At 67.7% G+C, this 17,231-nt stretch carries 14 protein-coding genes; 10 read left to right on the forward strand and 4 right to left on the reverse strand.

All coding sequences use genetic code 11. The features are described from left to right. Positions 1-143: 143 nt before the first annotated feature. A complete protein-coding gene (arfB, locus tag AC0J5J_RS00530) occupies positions 144-566 on the forward strand; it encodes an alternative ribosome rescue aminoacyl-tRNA hydrolase ArfB (RefSeq protein WP_134422433.1) in 423 nt (140 codons plus the stop codon). 70 nt (positions 567-636) lie between these two features. Here the strand turns inward: arfB and AC0J5J_RS00535 are convergent, their stop codons facing one another. Then, complete coding sequence (locus AC0J5J_RS00535) at positions 637-2,523, reverse strand: FAD-binding monooxygenase (protein WP_474898935.1); 1,887 nt, start codon at positions 2,521-2,523, stop codon at positions 637-639. Positions 2,524-2,650: 127 nt separating this feature from the next. Further along, positions 2,651-3,502, reverse strand: coding sequence for a Cof-type HAD-IIB family hydrolase (locus tag AC0J5J_RS00540; protein WP_474898937.1), 852 nt, complete (start codon positions 3,500-3,502; stop codon positions 2,651-2,653). A 210-nt stretch (positions 3,503-3,712) separates the two neighbouring features. Between AC0J5J_RS00540 and AC0J5J_RS00545 the strand changes: the two genes are divergently transcribed. After that, entirely contained in the window at positions 3,713-6,685 is a 2,973-nt protein-coding gene (locus AC0J5J_RS00545) for an aminotransferase (protein WP_474898938.1), read from the forward strand. 31 nt (positions 6,686-6,716) lie between these two features. Here AC0J5J_RS00545 and AC0J5J_RS00550 read toward each other — a convergent pair whose 3' ends face one another. Further along, positions 6,717-9,104 carry an ATP-binding cassette domain-containing protein gene (locus AC0J5J_RS00550; protein WP_474898939.1) on the reverse strand — a complete coding sequence of 796 codons (2,388 nt, stop codon included), beginning with the start codon at positions 9,102-9,104 and terminating at the stop codon, positions 6,717-6,719. Positions 9,105-9,324: 220 nt separating this feature from the next. Here AC0J5J_RS00550 and AC0J5J_RS00555 point away from each other — a divergent pair, with 220 nt between their 5' ends. The 8 genes from AC0J5J_RS00555 (at position 9,325) to AC0J5J_RS00590 (ending at position 15,427) form a co-directional block, all read left to right on the forward strand. Next, complete coding sequence (locus AC0J5J_RS00555; RefSeq protein WP_134422443.1) at positions 9,325-10,698, forward strand: NAD-dependent succinate-semialdehyde dehydrogenase; 1,374 nt, start codon at positions 9,325-9,327, stop codon at positions 10,696-10,698. Positions 10,699-10,819: 121 nt separating this feature from the next. Continuing rightward, the gene (locus tag AC0J5J_RS00560) at positions 10,820-11,845 is read left to right on the forward strand and encodes an aldo/keto reductase (RefSeq protein ID WP_474898941.1); all 1,026 of its coding nucleotides are present in this window, start codon (positions 10,820-10,822) and stop codon (positions 11,843-11,845) included. Between the two features lie 123 nt (positions 11,846-11,968). Beyond that, positions 11,969-12,349 (forward strand): ArsR/SmtB family transcription factor, encoded by a 381-nt coding sequence (locus AC0J5J_RS00565; RefSeq protein WP_474898942.1) that lies wholly within the window; start codon positions 11,969-11,971, stop codon positions 12,347-12,349. After that, positions 12,346-12,843 carry an SRPBCC family protein gene (locus tag AC0J5J_RS00570; protein ID WP_474898944.1) on the forward strand — a complete coding sequence of 166 codons (498 nt, stop codon included), beginning with the start codon at positions 12,346-12,348 and terminating at the stop codon, positions 12,841-12,843. Before AC0J5J_RS00565 ends, AC0J5J_RS00570 begins: the two co-directional genes overlap by 4 nt. A 108-nt stretch (positions 12,844-12,951) precedes the next feature. Further along, positions 12,952-13,125 (forward strand): CsbD family protein, encoded by a 174-nt coding sequence (locus AC0J5J_RS00575; RefSeq protein ID WP_134422451.1) that lies wholly within the window; start codon positions 12,952-12,954, stop codon positions 13,123-13,125. A gap of 349 nt (positions 13,126-13,474) precedes the next feature. Continuing rightward, complete coding sequence (locus tag AC0J5J_RS00580; RefSeq protein WP_474898946.1) at positions 13,475-14,488, forward strand: hypothetical protein; 1,014 nt, start codon at positions 13,475-13,477, stop codon at positions 14,486-14,488. Between the two features lie 32 nt (positions 14,489-14,520). After that, entirely contained in the window at positions 14,521-15,012 is a 492-nt protein-coding gene (locus AC0J5J_RS00585; RefSeq protein ID WP_474898948.1) for an LpqN/LpqT family lipoprotein, read from the forward strand. Positions 15,013-15,079: 67 nt separating this feature from the next. Then, on the forward strand, positions 15,080-15,427 hold the full coding sequence (locus tag AC0J5J_RS00590) for a hypothetical protein (RefSeq protein WP_474898950.1): 348 nt from the start codon (positions 15,080-15,082) through the stop codon (positions 15,425-15,427). A 24-nt stretch (positions 15,428-15,451) separates the two neighbouring features. Here AC0J5J_RS00590 and AC0J5J_RS00595 read toward each other — a convergent pair whose 3' ends face one another. Next, complete coding sequence (locus AC0J5J_RS00595) at positions 15,452-17,134, reverse strand: ABC1 kinase family protein (protein ID WP_474898952.1); 1,683 nt, start codon at positions 17,132-17,134, stop codon at positions 15,452-15,454. Positions 17,135-17,231 lie beyond the last annotated feature (97 nt).

Raw genomic sequence — 17,231 nt, forward strand, 5'->3', positions numbered from 1 at the left:
GGTCTCGACAGGCTCGACCAGCGTCAGCGTGAGTTCTTGGGGGCGGGTCGCCTTGGTCACGACAGGCTCGACCTCGGGTTGGTCCACCGCCTGTCCGGGCGGCTCAGGCCGCCACTGCCAGTGGAACGTGCCACTCTGGTCACATGGATCTGGAGGTGTCGCCCGCGCTCACCATCCCCGAGCGCGAACTCGGCTGGAGGTTCTCACGGTCGTCCGGACCGGGCGGCCAGCACGTCAACACCTCCGACAGCCGCGTCGAACTCTTCTGGAACGTCGCCGAGTCGTCGACACTGTCCGACGACCAGCGGATGCGCCTGCTCGCCCGCCTCGCCAAGCGTCTTGTCGACGGCGTGATCACCGTGACGGCATCCGAGCGGCGCTCCCAGCTGCGCAACCGTGAACTCGCCCTGGCGAAACTCGCCGATCTCGTGGCTGCGGGTCTGGCTCCCGACGCGCCTCAGCGCCGCCCGACCAAACCCACCCGGGGTTCGGGCCGGCGGCACCTCGCTGCAAAGCAACAGCGCTCGGCCACCAAGAAACAGCGCCAGCGGCCGTCCGCCGAATAGCCGCGCTGCCGCGCAGCTGCGAGGCCGAGTAGCCGCGCAGCCGATTAACTAACCTCCCTGTGCAGTACAGCTAGCGCAGCACCAGCAGCATCTGCCGGAAGAAGGCGGCCAGCTCAGCGGTCGCCGTCAGAGGCAGAACGGCCGCCACGTACATGTCCGGGCGCACCACCACGACGGCACCCCCGCGGTCGATGCCGCGCAGCTCGAACACGTCGCTCTCCGGGTCGGTCGCGTAGAGCTTCTCGTAGTCGATCAACTCGTACGGGCCCGTTATCGGCAGGAACGCGCGGGGCACACGACCAAGATCCACGCCGGTGTGCTCCTGCTGGTACACGACCTTCACGTCGAAGACACTGTCGATGTCGGTCCCGCCGGGGGTGTGCGCGAGCAGCGGCGACTCCGGCGACGTCTGGATCCACTGGGCCCAGTCGGACAGCGCCGATGCCTCACCGGATGCCGCGGCATCCGCGAACGCATACACGCGCCACCGGCCGTCGGCCCGGTGGTGGTGCCCGAGTTGCACGGGATTGGCGTCAGCGACGCGCACCACCGGTGCGGACTTGAAGCGCTTGCCGAGCGGGAACCCGGTCGCCAGACCCTGGTGGGTGGCCTCGCCGATCAGCATCGACGGCGGGTACTGCGTCATGAAACCGGACGGGAACTCGGCGGTCTGCGTGTAGAACTCCTCCAGCGGAACCTCGAGGTCCTCCGACTTCGTCGCCATCAGGGTCGACCAGGTCTTGTCGAAGTCGATCAGGTTCTTCGCGATCACCTGGCGCTCGGCCGAGTAGGTGCCCAGCAGGGATTCGGGGCTGCGGCCCTCGAGCACATGGCCGAGCTTCCAGGCCAGGTTGAAGCCGTCCTGCATCGACACGTTCATGCCCTGGCCGGCCTTGGCGCTGTGCGTGTGGCAGGCGTCCCCGGTGATGAAGACCCGCGGCATCCGGGTGCCGATCTCTGCGGGGAGGACGTCGTCGAACCGGTCGGTGAGGCGGTGGCCCACCTCGTAGACGCTGTTCCAGGCGACATTCTTCACGTCGAGTGTGTAGGGGTGAATGATGCCGTTCGCCTTGGCGATGATCTCGTCGATCGTGGTCTTGCGCACGGCGCCGTTGTCGTCGGCGGCCACCTCGCCCAGGTCGACATACATGCGGAACAGTGATCCGCCCTCACGCGGAATGAGCAGGATGTTGCCGCCCGACTCGGACTGGATGGCGCACTTCAGGCGGATGTCCGGGAAGTCCGTGACCGCGAGCACATCCATCACGCCCCAGGCATGCCGGGCCTGGTCGCCGGCGAGCGTGCAGCCGATCGACTCGCGCACGGCACTGCGGGCACCGTCGGCACCCACCACGTACTTGGCGTGCACGACGCGCTCCTGGCCTGCCCGCTCCCCGGTGGTGTGCACGAGCGTCACCGTGACGGGGTACTCACCCTCATCGGTGTTCACCAGGCGGCGGAAGTCGTAGCCGAAATCCGGTTCCATGCGCGTGGAGGAATATGCCATGACCTCGGCGAAGTAGTCGAGCACGCGCGCCTGGTTGACGATCAGGTGCGGGAACTCGCTGATGCCGGTGGGGTCGTCCACGGCGCGGGCCGAACGGATGATGCGAGTCACGTCCGTGGGATCCGGCGTCCAGAAGGCCATCTCCGTGATGCGGTAGGCCTCGGCGATGATGCGCTCCGCGAAACCGAAGGCCTGGAAGGTCTCGACGCTGCGCGCCTGGATGCCGTCGGCCTGCCCGATCGCGAGGCGCTCGCCCCGGCGTTCCACGATGCGGGTCGTGATCCCGGGGAACTGGGAGAGCTGGGCGGCGGTGATCATGCCGGCCGGTCCCGTGCCGACGATGAGCACGTCGACGTTCTCGGGCAACTCGTCGGGGCGGTCGATTCCCACGCCGGCGGCGTCATGGATGCGGGGATCGGTGGACACGTATCCGTGGTGGTGGAACTGCACGGCTTCCTCACTTCTTTGTGGGCTGCGTTGGCGCGAGCGTGTTCGATAATCGAACACGAAGTTCTATTATCGCTTGTTGGATCATATATCATCCTGACGTCCAGGACCAGATCCTCCGGAGGGGGACTTACCGGGCGTTCACCGGCTCACCCTGCAGGTGCGGGAGGGCGGCGCGGATGCTGCTGACCACGCCAGCCTCCGAGGAGGGCGGTGCGATGTTCACGGCACGCGCCAGGATGCTCGGGTGGCCGTTGGCCATGGCGTAGGAATGCCCCGAGGCGTCGAGCATCTCGGCGTCGTTGAGGTAGTCGCCGAACGCCATCGTCTGGGCCCGGCTGATTCCTAGCTGGTGCTGGAGCCGCTCCAGCGCGCGGCCCTTGTTGGCTCCGTGCCGCATGACATCGACCCAGTTCTCGCCCGAGACCACGATCTCCGAGGGAAGGTCGAGTTCGCGCAGCGCCGGCCCGCTTCGGGTCTCAGCGAAGGAGGGGTCATAGATCGCCAGTTTCAAGATCACGTCGTCGAGCGCGGCGGCCTGAACATCCGCGACGACCTCGACCGCCGCGTAGTACTGGCGCACCTGGCTCACGAAGTGCGCATCGCTGCGCTCGATGTAGGCGCTCCGTGCGCCGCAGACGACGAGCCCCAGGTCGGCACCCGTGGCGGCGGTGGCGCGCACCCAGTCCACGATTGGGGCGATGATCGCGGACTCGACGGGTTCGACGTCGATGCTGATGCCGTTCTGCACCACGTTGGTGCCGTTCTCCGCGATGTAGATCAGCCCCTCGTGCTCGCCGAAGATGTTGTGCAGGGTCTGGTACTGGCGTCCGCTGGCCGGCACGAACAGGATCCCGGCCCGATGGAGGTCTTCCAGGAGAGGCCAGAACGCGTCGGGCACGAGGCCGTCATCGCCGAGAAGGGTGCCATCCATATCCGACACGATGAGACGGATGTCGGAGGGCTCTACGGGGTGGTTCACTGCGCCGGCTTTCGGTCGTTGTTGGTTCCCGGGAATAACGAGTGTTCGCTCGCGCACTCGGGCTGTGACGACGACGCTGTCTCTCTTGATGATGTCATCCCTGCCCGCCGGTCTCTGAGTTGCGCACGAAGTGAGCGTTGGGCACACAGAACGGGCGGCCCTGATGGCAAACTGGCAGGATTCACTGCATCATCTGCGAGGAGCGTCGACGTGCCTGGTTTTGATTTCTTCAGCGGAGAAGGACTCGTGCGCCCGGATATCACCGCGGCAGACGCCGAATCGATGGCGGACTCCCTCTTCGGCGTCACAGGCACGGCCCGCGAACTTGGCAGCCAACAGGACCGCAACTTCCTGATCAGCACCGCCGGCAGCGACCAGCGCTACGTGCTCAAGGTCGACAACCCTGCCTTCTCCGCCACCGAGCTGGCCGCGCAGGACGCCGTGATGGTGTTCCTGTCCGGGCGCGGCATGCGGGTGCCGCAGCCGGTGCCGGGGCGAAACGGCAGCAGCCGCCAGCACTGGTCGGCAACGGATGCCGCGATCCTCCCCGTGCGCCTGCTCACCTTCCTCGAGGGTCCGTCGCTCGAGGCGCAGGGCTACCTGGCCCCGTCGGTGGTCAGTGCTCTCGGTCGGCTCTCAGGCACCACGGCGCTGCACCTGCATGACTTCGCGGCGGAGGGCCTCGACCGCACCCTGCAGTGGGACCTGCGCAACGCCAAGGCGGTGATCGACCTGCTGCTGCCCTGGGTGCCGGCGGAAGAGACCCGGGCGCAGCTCCGCTTCATTGCCGCCAGCGCCGCCGCGCGCCTCGCGACCGTGATCCCCACACTGCGGCTGCAGACGATCCACGGGGACGTGACCGACGACAACGTGATCTGCCGGGTGCTGCCGAACGGGCACCACATGCCCGAGGGTGTGATCGACTTCGGCGACCTCGGCACCGGATGGCTGGTGGCGGAGCTGGCGGTCACCGCGGCATCCGTTCTGCACCACGTTCACGGCAATCCGCTGGCGGCACTCGAGGCGATCGTCGCCTTCGATGCGGTCGTTCCCCTGACCGATGACGAGATTGTGGCGCTCTGGCCGCTGATCGTGCTGCGCGGAGCGGTGCTGGTGGCCAGTGGCGAGCAGCAGGTGCAGATCGACGCGGACAACGACTACGCCCGGCACCGGATGGACGCCGAGTGGCGGGTCTTCGCCGCGGCGAGTGCGATCGGCTGGGAGGAAGCGGAAGCGGCCATCCGGCAGGCGCTGGGCCGGCCGGCGGTGGCCGGAGCCGACCCGCGCCCAGCTGACCCGCGCACAGCTGCGCCCGCACCCTTCGTCCCGATGATCCCGGCGCTCGCCGGCGGCGACGTCGAGCTGCTCGACTTCTCCGTGACCAGCCCGGCACTCGCCGACGGTCTGTGGCAGCACCCGGACGCCGAGCGGCGACTGACGAGCGCCGCCCTCGCCCGTCACAGCGTCGTCGTCGCTCCCTACGGCCAGTTCCGCCTGACCCGCACCGCGCCGCTTTCCCGAAGAGAACCGGACACCTTCGCCCTGTTCACCGAGGTCTTCCTGGCTGCCGGATCGGCGATCGTCGCGCCCACCCACGCCGTGGTCGCCGAGGTCGACGAGCTCAGCCTGGTGCTGACCCTGGCCGCCGGAGAACTGCGCATCGGCGGGATAACGTCGAACCTCTCGCCGGGGATGTCGGTCGCCGCAGGGGATCATCTGGGGTCCGCGAGGCAGGACGACGACATCCACGCCGCACGGGTGACCGTGCAGGAGGTGGCCCGACCGGGGCTGCTGCCCCCGCAGTTCACCCGGGGTTCCCGCGCCGCCGCGTGGGCGAGCGTGGCACCGGACCCGGCGCGGTTGCTCGGGCTGGTGCCGCAGGCATCCGTCGCCGATCCGGCCAACGAACTGGCGCGTCGCGGCGCCGTGATGGCCGCGGCGCAGGAGAAGTACTACGACCGGCCGCCGCAGATCGAACGCGGTTGGCAGGAGCTGCTGATCGACACCCGGGGACGCTCCTACGTGGACATGGTCAACAACGTCGCCGTGATCGGGCACAGCCACCCTCGGTTCACCCGGGCCGTGAGCGAGCAGTTGGCGCTGCTCAACACGAACTCCCGCTTTCTCTACTCGGCGTTGGCCGACCTCTGCGAACGCATCGTGGCGAAATCGCCGGACCCGTCCCTCGACACCGTTCTGCTGGTCAACAGCGGCAGCGAGGCGGTCGACCTGGCCCTGCGCCTGGCCCGGATCCACACCGGGAGGCGCAACGTCGTCGCCCTCCGCGAGGGATACCACGGCTGGACGATGGCCTCCGACGCGGTGTCGACCTCCGCCTTCGACAACCCCCACGCGGCCGCCTCCCGGCCCGACTGGGTGCACATCACGGATGTCCCCAACGCCTATCGCGGCACGCACCGGGGCGCCGGGGCCGCGGCGGAATACGCGGCCGACCTGGCCCGGCTGCTGGCCGACCCGACCGGCCCGGGGGAGAGCCTGGCCGCGTTCATCTCGGAGCCCGTGCTCGGCAACGCCGGCGGCGTCGTGCCGCCGCCCGGCTACCTCGCGCTGGTCTACGACCAGGTCCGGGCCCGCGGCGGGCTGTGCATCGCCGACGAGGTGCAGGTGGGCTACGGGCGTCTGGGCAGCCACTTCTGGGGGGTGGCGCAGCAGGGCGTCGTGCCCGACGTGATCACGGTGGCCAAGGCCATGGGCAACGGCTACCCGCTCGGAGCGGTGCTCACCCGCCGCGACATCGCCGAATCCCTGGCCCGGGAGGGCAACTTCTTCTCCTCGGCCGGCGGCAGCCCGGTCAGCTGCGTGGCGGGGCTGGCCGTGCTCGACGTCATCCGGGACGAGTTCCTGCAGCAGAACGCGGAGGCCGTCGGCCGGCACCTGGCAGGCCGGCTCGCCGAACTCGCGCAGCGGCATCCGCTGATCGGAATGGTGCACGGCGTGGGTCTGTACATGGGGGTCGAACTCGTGCGCGACCGGCACACCCGGGAGCCGGCGACCAGCGAGACCGCCGCGATCTGCGAACGGATGCTGGAACTCGGCGTCATCGTGCAGCCCACCTCGGAGCGCCAGAACGTGCTGAAGATCAAGCCGCCGCTCTGCCTGAGCCGGGAGAGCGCCGACTTCTTCGTCGACGCCCTCGACGAGGTGCTGCGGGACGGCTGGTAGCGAGCACAAGACCCGCCGGACACCCTGCCGGTCACCGCCCGACGTAGGTCGCGAGATACTGCCCGGTCAGGGTGGAGCGGGCGGCGACGAGATCGGCGGGTGTGCCCTCGAACACGATCCGGCCGCCGTCGTGGCCGGCTCCGGGGCCGAGGTCGATGATCCAGTCGGCGTGGGCCATGACCGCCTGGTGGTGTTCCACGACGATCACCGACTTGCCGGAATCGACCAGCCGGTCGAGCAGGCCGAGCAGCTGCTCCACGTCGGCGAGGTGGAGCCCGGTGGTCGGCTCGTCCAGAACGTAGACGCCGCCCTTCTCAGACAGATGGGTGGCCAGCTTGAGGCGCTGGCGCTCGCCGCCGGACAGCGTGGTGAGCGGCTGGCCGAGGCTGAGATAGCCCAGCCCCACGTCGACGAGCCCGCCCAGGATGGTGTGCGCGGCGGGCGTCCGCGCCTCGCCGGCGCCGAAGAAGTCCCGGGCCTCGCTGACCGACAGGGCGAGCACCTCACTGATGTCGCGGCCGCCGAGATGGTAGTCCAGCACGGATGCCTCGAACCGCTTGCCCTCGCAGACCTCGCAGGGAGTGGCGACGCCCGCCATCATCGCGAGGTCGGTGAAAACAACGCCGGCGCCGTTGCAGTTGGGGCAGGCACCCTCGGAATTGGAGCTGAACAGGGCCGGCTTCACCCCGTTTGCCTTCGCGAACGCCTTGCGGATCGGGTCGAGCATGCCCGTGTAGGTGGCCGGATTGCTGCGCCGGGAGCCACGGATGCCGCCCTGGTCGATCGACACCACGCCCGCCCCGGCGGGGATCGAACCGTGCACGAGCGAGCTCTTGCCGGAGCCCGCGACGCCCGTCAGCACGACCAGCACGCCGAGCGGCACGTCCACATCCACGTTCCGCAGGTTGTTCTTCGTCGCGCCGCGAATCTCCATTGTGCCGGTGCGGGTGCGCACAGCGGGCTTGAGCGCGGCCCGGTAGTCGAAGTGGCGCCCGGTGAGGGTGCCGCTCGTGCGCAAGCCCTCCACGGTGCCCTCGAAACAGACCGTGCCGCCCGCCGAGCCGGCGCCGGGGCCGAGGTCGACGACGTGGTCGGCGATCACGATCGACTCCGGTTTGTGCTCCACGACGAGCACCGTGTTGCCCTTGTCCCGCAGCTGCAGCAGCAGCGTGTTCATGCGTTCGATGTCATGGGGATGCAGGCCGATCGTGGGCTCGTCGAAGACGTAGGTGACGTCGGTGAGCGACGAGCCCAGGTGCCGGATCATCTTCGTCCGCTGGGCCTCGCCGCCCGAGAGCGTGCCGGCCGGCCGGTCGAGAGACAGGTAACCCAGCCCGATCTCCACGAACGAGTCCAGGATCTGCCGTAGCGCCTGCGTCAGCGGACCCACCGATGGTTCGTCGAGGCCATGAACCCAGGCGGCCAGGTCGCTGATCTGCTGCGAGCAGGCGTCGGCGATGCTGATCCCCGCGATCTTCGACGAGCGAGCCGCCTCGCTCAGGCGGGTGCCGCCGCACTCGGGACAGGGAGCGAACGCGACCGCGCGCTGCACGAAGGCGCGGATATGCGGCTGCAGTGCGTCGACATCCTTGGACAGGAACGACTTCTGCAGCTGCGGGATCAGTCCCAGATAGGTCAGGTTGATCCCGTCGATCTTGATCTTGGTCGGCTCCTTGTAGAGCAGGTCGTCCAGTTCTCTGGCCGTGTACCGGCCGATCGGCTTGTCCGGGTCGAACCATCCGCAGCCGCGAAAGATCCGGCCGTACCAACCGTCCATGGTGTACCCGGGGATGGTGAGCGCACCCTCGTTGAGCGACTTGGACTCGTCGTACAGCGCGGAACGGTCCACGTCGTTGACCGTGCCCATGCCCTCGCAGCGCGGGCACATGCCGCCGGTGATGCTGAAGCTGCGCCGCTCCTTCACCGTCTTCCCGGCGCGCTCGAGCGTGACCGCTCCGGCACCGCTGATCGAGGCGACATTGAAGGAGAACGCCTGGGGCGAGCCGATATGCGGCTGCCCGAGCCGGCTGAACAGGATGCGCAGCATCGCGTTGGCATCCGTGGCGGTGCCCACGGTCGAGCGCGCATTGGCGCCCATCCGTTCCTGGTCCACGATGATCGCCGTCGTGAGGCCGTCAAGCACGTCGACGTCGGGTCGCGCCAGCGTGGGCATGAAGCCCTGCACGAAGGCGCTGTAGGTCTCGTTGATCATGCGCTGCGATTCCGCGGCGATGGTGCCGAACACCAGCGAACTCTTGCCGGAGCCGGAGACGCCCGTGAACACCGTCAACCGGCGCTTTGGAAGATCGACGCTCACGTCCTGGAGGTTGTTCACCCGTGCGCCCTGCACGCGGATCAGATCGTGGCTGTCGGCCAGGCGCGACTCGCGCGGGGCATCCGTTCTCGTGGGGGTGCTCATCGTGTCTCCCTCGGTTCAGCGTGCCACCGGTGCGCACACCGACGGGCAGTTCGATCTAACCAGCTTCGCGCCGACGGGCCACAAGCAACAGGTTCTTTTTGCGTGCCGCTGTCAGGCTTTTCCCTCGCGACTGCGTCAGACTGTACCGCAGGCATGCGTCCTGCGCGGCAGGGCCCGTTCCTTTTTTCGATCGGCGTTTTTCGACACCTACGGAGAGAACATGAACAAGTACGCAGTCACGAATCCCGCGACCGGGCTCAGCGAAACCAGCTTCCCCCTGGCAACGGATGCCGAGGTCACCGACGCCATCGGGGCTGCGGATCGGGCCCACAAGGAGCTGGCCCGAGGAACGTCGGTTGCCGAGCGGGCCGCGCTCATGCAGCGGGTCGCGGATCTGCACTCCGAGCGCCGTGAAGAGCTGGCCGCCCTGATCGTGCGGGAGATGGGCAAACCCCTCGAGCAGGCCCTCGGCGAGGTGGACTTCTCGGCGGACATCTACGCGTACTACGCCAGCCACGGCGAGGCGTTCCTCGCCGACGAACCGATCGAGCTGCTCGCCGGTGAGGGTTCCGCGTTCATCCGCAGCGCGTCCCTGGGCGTGCTCCTGGGGATCATGCCGTGGAACTTCCCGTACTACCAGGTTGCCCGCTTCGCCGGCCCGAACATGGTGCTCGGCAACACGATCGTGCTCAAGCACGCCTCGCAGTGCCCCGAGTCCGCCGCCGCCATCGAGCAGATCTTCGCGGATGCCGGCTTCCCCGACGGTGCCTACCGCAACCTGTACGCGTCCAGCGCCCAGATCGCCGACATCATCATCCCCGACCCGCGCGTCTGCGGCGTGTCGCTGACCGGTTCGGAGGGCGCCGGTGCGGCGGTCGCCGAGGTCGCCGGTCGCAACCTCAAGAAGGTCGTGCTCGAGCTGGGCGGATCCGACCCGTTCATCGTGCTCAGCACCGACAACCTCGAGGAAGCCGTCGACGCCGCCGTCGCGGCTCGCATCGACAACTCCGGCCAGTCCTGCAACGCGGCCAAGCGTTTCATCGTGATCGACGGCCTGTTCGACTCCTTCGTGGAACTCTTCACGGCGAAGATCGCCGGCAACGTTCCGGCAGACCCGACGTCACCGGAGACGACCCTGGGACCGCTCTCGTCGGTCGGCGCCGCCGAGAACCTCGAGGAGCAGCTGCAGCGCGCCGAGACGCAGGGGGCGACGGTCACCCTGCGTGGGCGCCGCGACGGTGCCTTCTTCTCGCCGACCGTGCTCACCGGGGTGTCCCCGCAGAGCGACGCCTACCGGGAGGAGTTCTTCGGACCGGTGGCTGCCATCTATCGCGTGCAGAACGAGGCCGAGGCCGTCGAGGTGGCCAACGACATCCCCTACGGTCTGGGTTCCTACCTCTTCACCACGGATCCGGAGCAGGCCCTGCGGGTCGCGGACCAGATCGAGGCCGGGATGGTCTTCATCAACGGCTCGCTCCTGGACGGCGCCGAGCTGCCCTTCGGCGGCGTGAAGCGGTCCGGTTTCGGCCGCGAGCTGGGACGCTTCGGCATCGCGGAGTTCGCCAACAAGAAGCTCATCCGCATCCTCAAGTGACACCGGGTGGCGCGCCGACCGTCCAGAACGGCGGCGCGCCACCCGCCTGCAGCACACTGGGGCATCCGTCGCGGCCAGCGTGGTCTCGGGTGCCCCGCCTCGAACCAGAACAGGAATCACCATGCGGTATCGCACACTCGGCAACAGCGGCGCGGTCGTATCGACCTACGCCCTCGGCACCATGACGTTCGGCGCGGAGGCCGATCAGGAGACGGCCCACACCCTCCTGGACTCCTATGTGGAGGCCGGAGGAACTTTCGTCGACACCGCGGATGTCTACAGTTCCGGCGTCTCGGAGGAGATGATCGGGTCCTGGCTGGCGTCGCACCCGACCGAGCGAGAGCAGATCGTTCTCGCGACCAAAGGCCGGTTCCCCATGGGCAGCGGCCCCAACGATCGGGGAACCAGCCGCCGGCACCTGAGCCGGGCGCTGGACGATTCGCTGCGCCGGCTGGGCACGGATCACGTCGACCTGTACCAACTGCACGCCTGGGACCCGGTGACGCCGCTGGAGGAAACCCTGCGCTTCCTCGACGACGCCGTTCGAAGCGGCAAGATCGGCTACTACGGGTTCTCGAACTTTCTGGGCTGGCAGCTGACGAAGGCCGTGCATGTGGCGCGGGCGCTGGGTTTCACGCCGCCGGTCACCCTGCAGCCGCAGTACAGTCTGCTCGTGCGTGAGATCGAATCGGAGATCGTTCCAGCGGCGCTCGACGCCGGTCTGGGGCTCCTGCCGTGGTCACCGCTCGGCGGGGGGTGGTTGTCGGGCAAATACCGGCGCGACACGGACCCCACCGGGGCCACGCGTCTCGGCGAGGACCCCGCGCGCGGCATGGAAGCCTGGGCTCCCCGCAACAGTCAGGAGCGCACCTGGCGCATCATCGACGCCGTTGCCGGGATTGCCGCGGAGATCGGCGCCACGAGTGCGCAGGTGTCCCTCGCCTGGCTCGAGGCGCAGCCGGCGGTGACCTCGGTGATCCTCGGGGCACGTAGTGTCGAGCAGCTCACGGAGAACCTGGCAGCGGCACAGGTCCAGCTCAGCGCTGAGCACCTCGAACAGCTCAACGCGGTGAGCGCTCCCGTGGTCTCCGACTACCCCTACGGTGAGGCGGCGCGCGGCCAACGATCCCGCACGGCCGGTTTCTAGGGCGACCTGCTCTCGACCACCGGGGTAGGCCCGGTGGTCGAGCTCGTCGAGACCCTCTAGTGGTGCTTCTTAGCAAGAAAAATGCTTGCATCGGACCTGGAGCCGGGAGTAAAGTGCAACCAAATGGTTGTATTTAATCTGCAGGATGACGAGGTCGACCGCATCTTCCAGGCGCTCGCCGACGCGACGCGCCGAGACATCGTGGTGCGCGTCACGCAGCGGGAACAGTCGGTCTCGGCGCTTGCCGCGAGCTATGCGATGAGCTTCGCCGCGGTGCAGAAACACGTGGCGGTGCTCGAGCGGGCACGCCTCGTCGTCAAGGAGAGGCGGGGGAGGGAGCAGATCGTGCACCCGAACCCCGGCACCGTGCGCGAGGCGGCTCGCCTGCTCGAGCATTTCGAGGAACTGTGGCGCTTTCGCGCCCAGAGCATCAGCGACATCCTGTCGGAAGACCGAGAAGAAAACCGCGAAGACCGAGAAGACCGAGAAGGAGAGAGATCATGACCGTGATCAGTTCGAACAAGGACATCGAGGCGCTGACCCTCACATTCGTGGCCGAGTTTGACGCGAGTGCCCAGCGGGTGTGGCAGCTCTGGGAGGACCCGCGCCAGCTGGAGCGTTGGTGGGGTCCACCGACCTGGCCGGCGACCTTCGAACGGCACGACTTCGTGCCCGGCGGGCGGTCGAACTATGTGATGACCGGGCCTGAGGGCGAGAAGGGACCCGGCTGGTGGGTGACCACGCTGATCCAGCCGCCGTCCCGGTTGGAGTTCGAGGACGGCTTCGCCGACGAGAACGGCGACCCGGTGGTCGAGATGGGGTCGGTGCGCGCCGTGGTCACCCTGGAGGAGACCGAGGGCCGCACCCGGATGACCACGGTGTCGACGTTTGCGAATCTGGAACAGATGCAGCAGATGTCCGCGATGGGGATGGAAGAGGGCATGCGTCTGGCCATGGGGCAGATCGACCTGCTTCTCGCTGAAGACGACAGCGCCTGACGGGTGCGCGGCCGCGACCTCGCGTGCAGGTGTGACGAATTCGGCCTGGGTTACGTCTTAGAGGTGTAGGCCACCGCCTACACGACACCGACGCGAATCGAGAGTCCAATGAGTGCATCCGACAAGATCCAGAACGCCGCTGAAGACCTCAAGGGCAAGGCCACCGAGGCGGTAGGCAAGGCGACCAACGACGACTCCAAGGTCGCCGAGGGCCAGGCCGAGCAGCGGTCCGCCAGCGCGAAGAAGGCCGGCGAGAACGTCAAGGACGTCTTCAAGCGCTAGTTCGTCAACTCGACGTCACATCAACGGATGGCGCGGCGCCCCCAGAGGGCTGCCGCGCCATCCGTTTGCGTTCGGCCCCGTTCTCAGCCAGAAGCGCCGCATTCTGCAGTGCACACCGGGAGTCGGGGAGCCCCGGTGCTAGTGGCCGCCGCCCAGGTTGCCGGCCAGGCGGCTACGAGAACATTATTCAGGGGATCCGCGAACAGTTCAGCTGACACCACGAAGCAGCGTTCACGGGGTGAACTCCGACTCGGTGGGGAGTTCTCCCCATCGACCGCACGCGCCCGGTGCCGGTAGTCTTCAGGGGTTGCGAACAACTGGGGGGCACGCGTTGGCTGATCATCTTGGAATGAACCCGGGGGAAGTGCAGAGCAGGGTCTCCGTGCTCCGCTCCCAACTGGCTTCTCTCGACGAAGCGGTGGTGACCCTCCGGCGTGCCAGGGACCTGTCCATGAATCCCCTTGCCCACGGCATCCTGCCCGGCCAGATGGTTCTCGCGCCGTGGTCCTTCGCGGGTGTGGCGCTGGCCCTGGTCGCGGTGGAGAGGGCCCGGACGCACGCGGATGAGCTCATCCGATCCCTGTCCGGCGAGGTCACCCAACAGATCGACGCGAGTGGATCGGGCGGTGCGGCAGGATCGGCCGTCGGCCCCACTGTCTCCCGACGCGGCGGTGGCGGCACGTTCCCGGCGGGAACCCCAACATTAGATAGCAGCGCGTCGGGCTTCGCCGGCGGAAAGGCCGACAGCCATTCGCGCTACCGCGTGGGCACGGACGGTGCGTTTTTCGATGCCGGTGCGGAGGCTAGCTATGGTGCCGAAGGGGAAGCATCGGTGGAAGCTTCCGCGTTCGGAATGGTGGGCGCGGCCAAGGCGGAGGGTTTCGCTGGTGGCAAGGCAAACGCAGCCGCCACGTACAGTCTGGACGAGAACGGGGTCAAAAACGCCTTGAGTGCCCAGGCCATGGTGGGTCTTGAAGGATCCGGCCACGCACAGGCGACCGTCGGCGAGGTCACCATCGCGGCCGAAGCTTCCGCCTACGCCAAGGCTGAGGCGAGCGCCGAAATGGTCTCTCAGATCGGCCCAACCGGCCTGAGCGTGAAGGCCGGCGTCACTCTTCTGGCCGGAGTGGGAGCGAGCATCGGCCAGTCACTCACCACGGACTACGGGACCATGGGCATCGAGGTGGGCGCCGTGGCCGGTGTCGGTGTTGATGTTCACGAGGAACTCAGCCTTACCTACGACAAGCTCGGCGCGAGCGTCGACCTCGGCGCCGCGCTGGGTGAGGGTGCGTCGCTCCAGGTGGACCTGTTCATCAACCCGCGGGCGATGGTCGATGACGTGCGCGAGAAGTTCGGTTTCTAATGCTCGACAACAAAGATCCAGGTGAGAAGAGAATGACTACATTCCAGTTTCCCAGCGCGGAATTCCCCGCTCTGCCGACGATTGCGCTCGAAAGCCCCGACGGGTGGGAGCCGATGGATGTCGGTACGGCCTTGCTCGCGATCGGCCGCATCGTGCCGGCGGGACTCTTCCGCCCGAACGTCTGCGTCACCATGGAACGCTTTTCCGGCGTTGTCGGCATCGCCGAACCGGCGGATGCCCTGATCGCCAAGTTCGCGAGTCTGGACGAGTTCGCGGAGGTCGGGCGGGAGCTCCTGACCGTGTCCGGGTTCGACGCTTTCCGGATGGAGGGCGGCTTCCACTCGACTGAGGCGGGAACGATCTTCCAGGCCGTGTACCTGATCTGCGTCGTACACGGTGACTTCACGGATATCGTGCAGGCCGTTGCGTCCTGCACGGCCTCCGAAACGGACACGATGATTCCGGAGATCCGGTCGATCCTAACGAGCATCCAGGTGTCACGCGGCGGGCTGGATACACACTAGTGTTGCGTTCAATTGCTGATCGACCATCCGGCACGACCAACCACAGCACACTCAAGCGGGGGACAGAATGACCACTCAGACGGAAACGGGAAACACGGCCGGATTCCCGGGCCAGAACCCCACTCCTGCCACGACCGGCAACGGAATGGCCATCGCCGGACTCATCCTCGCGATCCTCCCGATCGTGAACATTGTCGGACTCGTCCTGTCGATCATCGGGCTCAGGGCGGCTCGTCGGGAGAAGCGGTCCCCGGTGATCGGCATCCTCGGAGTCGTGATCAGCTCGGTGACTATTGTGATCAGCCTGATCTCGGTCGTGGTTATGGTCGTCGTTCTCGGCTATGCCGTCGCACAGTGCGGCGACCTGGGCCCCGGCACCCACCTCGTCGACGGCGTCACCTACACCTGCGGCTAACCGGAGCCGGCGAAACCGGGCGCGTCAGCGCATCCGGTTCAGCCGCACCTGGGCGATTCTCGCGTTGATGGCGATGAACGAGCCCAGGCCCGCTGCGGCGATCGAGCCGATCACCAGCAGCGGGCCGCGGGCCGTGGACAGCCAGTGTCGGTCGGTGGCGCCCAGCGAGCCAATCGCGGTGATCAGGGACGCCAGCAGCATGCCGGCCACCAGCCGTTCGCTGATGTCTTCGACGCGCCGCACATAGGGCTCGAGCTGCACCGGGTCGATGCTGACGCCCATGCCCTCCTGCTCGTAGCGATCCAGGATGCGGGACAGCCGCTCGGGCAGCGGCAGGCCCAGCTCCAGCGTGTCGAGAGAGAAGCTCAGCAGTCTCCGGGCGACGGATGCCGGCATGAACCGGTGTGCCAGCAGGTCCAGCGCGTAGGGCCGGAGTGCGCTCGTGATCCTGAACTCGGGGTCGAGCACGCGTCCGGTGCCCTCGCTCATCACGAGCATCTTGGACACCATGGCGACCGCGGCGGGAACCTGGAGATGGAACCGCCGCATCAGGTTCATGACAGCGGTGACCAGCTCGCCCGCGGGCAGGTCCCGCAGCGTGAGTCCCGTGTACTGCTCGATGATGCGGCCGAGCGCCTCGGTGAACCGGGCACGGTCGACGTGGCCGCGGGGCGGGGCCAGCCGCAGCAGCATCGCGGCCAGCCGGTCGGACTGCTGCATCGACAGGGCGAGCACCACGTCGATCAGCTGGTTGCGGAGGTCGTCGGTGAGTGAGCCCACCATGCCGTAGTCGAGCAGCCCGATCACGCCGTCCTGCTCGACCAGCATGTTGCCCGGATGGGGATCGGCGTGGAAGAAGCCGTCGCGCAGGATCATGTCGAGGATGACGGTCGTTGCGCGAGCCGCCAGCGCCGAGCGGTCGATTCCGAACGTGTCGAGCGCATCGACATCCGTGATCTTGACGCCGGACAGTCGCTCCTCGGTGAGCATTCGAGCGGTGCTGCGCGACCAGTCGATGCGGGGGACGCGCAGCCCCGGGCTCTCGGCGAAGTTCGCCCTGATGCGTTCGGCGTTGCGGCCCTCGGCCTGGAAGTCCAGCTCGCGGCGCAGCTGTCGGCTGAATTCCTCCACGAAACGCGGCACGCCGAATTCGGTGACGGATGGCGACCGTCGCGCGAGTTCGCGCACGACGTTGCCGAGGATCTCAAGATCGGCGTTGATCGTGCGTTCGATGCCCTCGCGCTGGATCTTGACGACCACGCGGGTTCCGTCGGGCAGCACGGCGCCGTGGGTCTGAGCCAGTGATCCGCTGCCGACCACCCCGTCGTCGAACGAGGCGAAGGCCTCCTCGATCGGGGCGTCCAGCTCCTGGATGATCAGGCGACGCGTCTGCTCGATCGGCATCGGTGGGTCCTGGTCCTGGAGCAACGCCAGCTGGGCTGCGACGTCGGGGTGCACGAGGTCGGGGCGGGTCGACAGGATCTGGCCGAGCTTGATGAAGGTCGGGCCGAGTTCCTGCAGCGTGCGCCGGATGATCTCGGGGGAGTTGAAGGCGTCGTCGATGTTCAGCGCCTCCGGCATGAGCGCGTCGAGGAACCCGGGCTTCCGGATGCGCCGGGCCAGTCCCGAGTGCGCGACGAGCAGGTGGAAACCGTTGCGGGAGAGAATCCGGACGATCTCTGCCTGTCGATCAAGGTGGAGGGCCATGCCCCGAGCTTGCTGGGATTTCGCGGGAGACGCAACACCTCCGTTTGCGCGGGCATCCGTCGTCGTGACACAGAAAAAGCCCCGGCCAGGTGACCGG

The organism is Cryobacterium sp. TS_SC_7 (assembly GCF_056156285.1).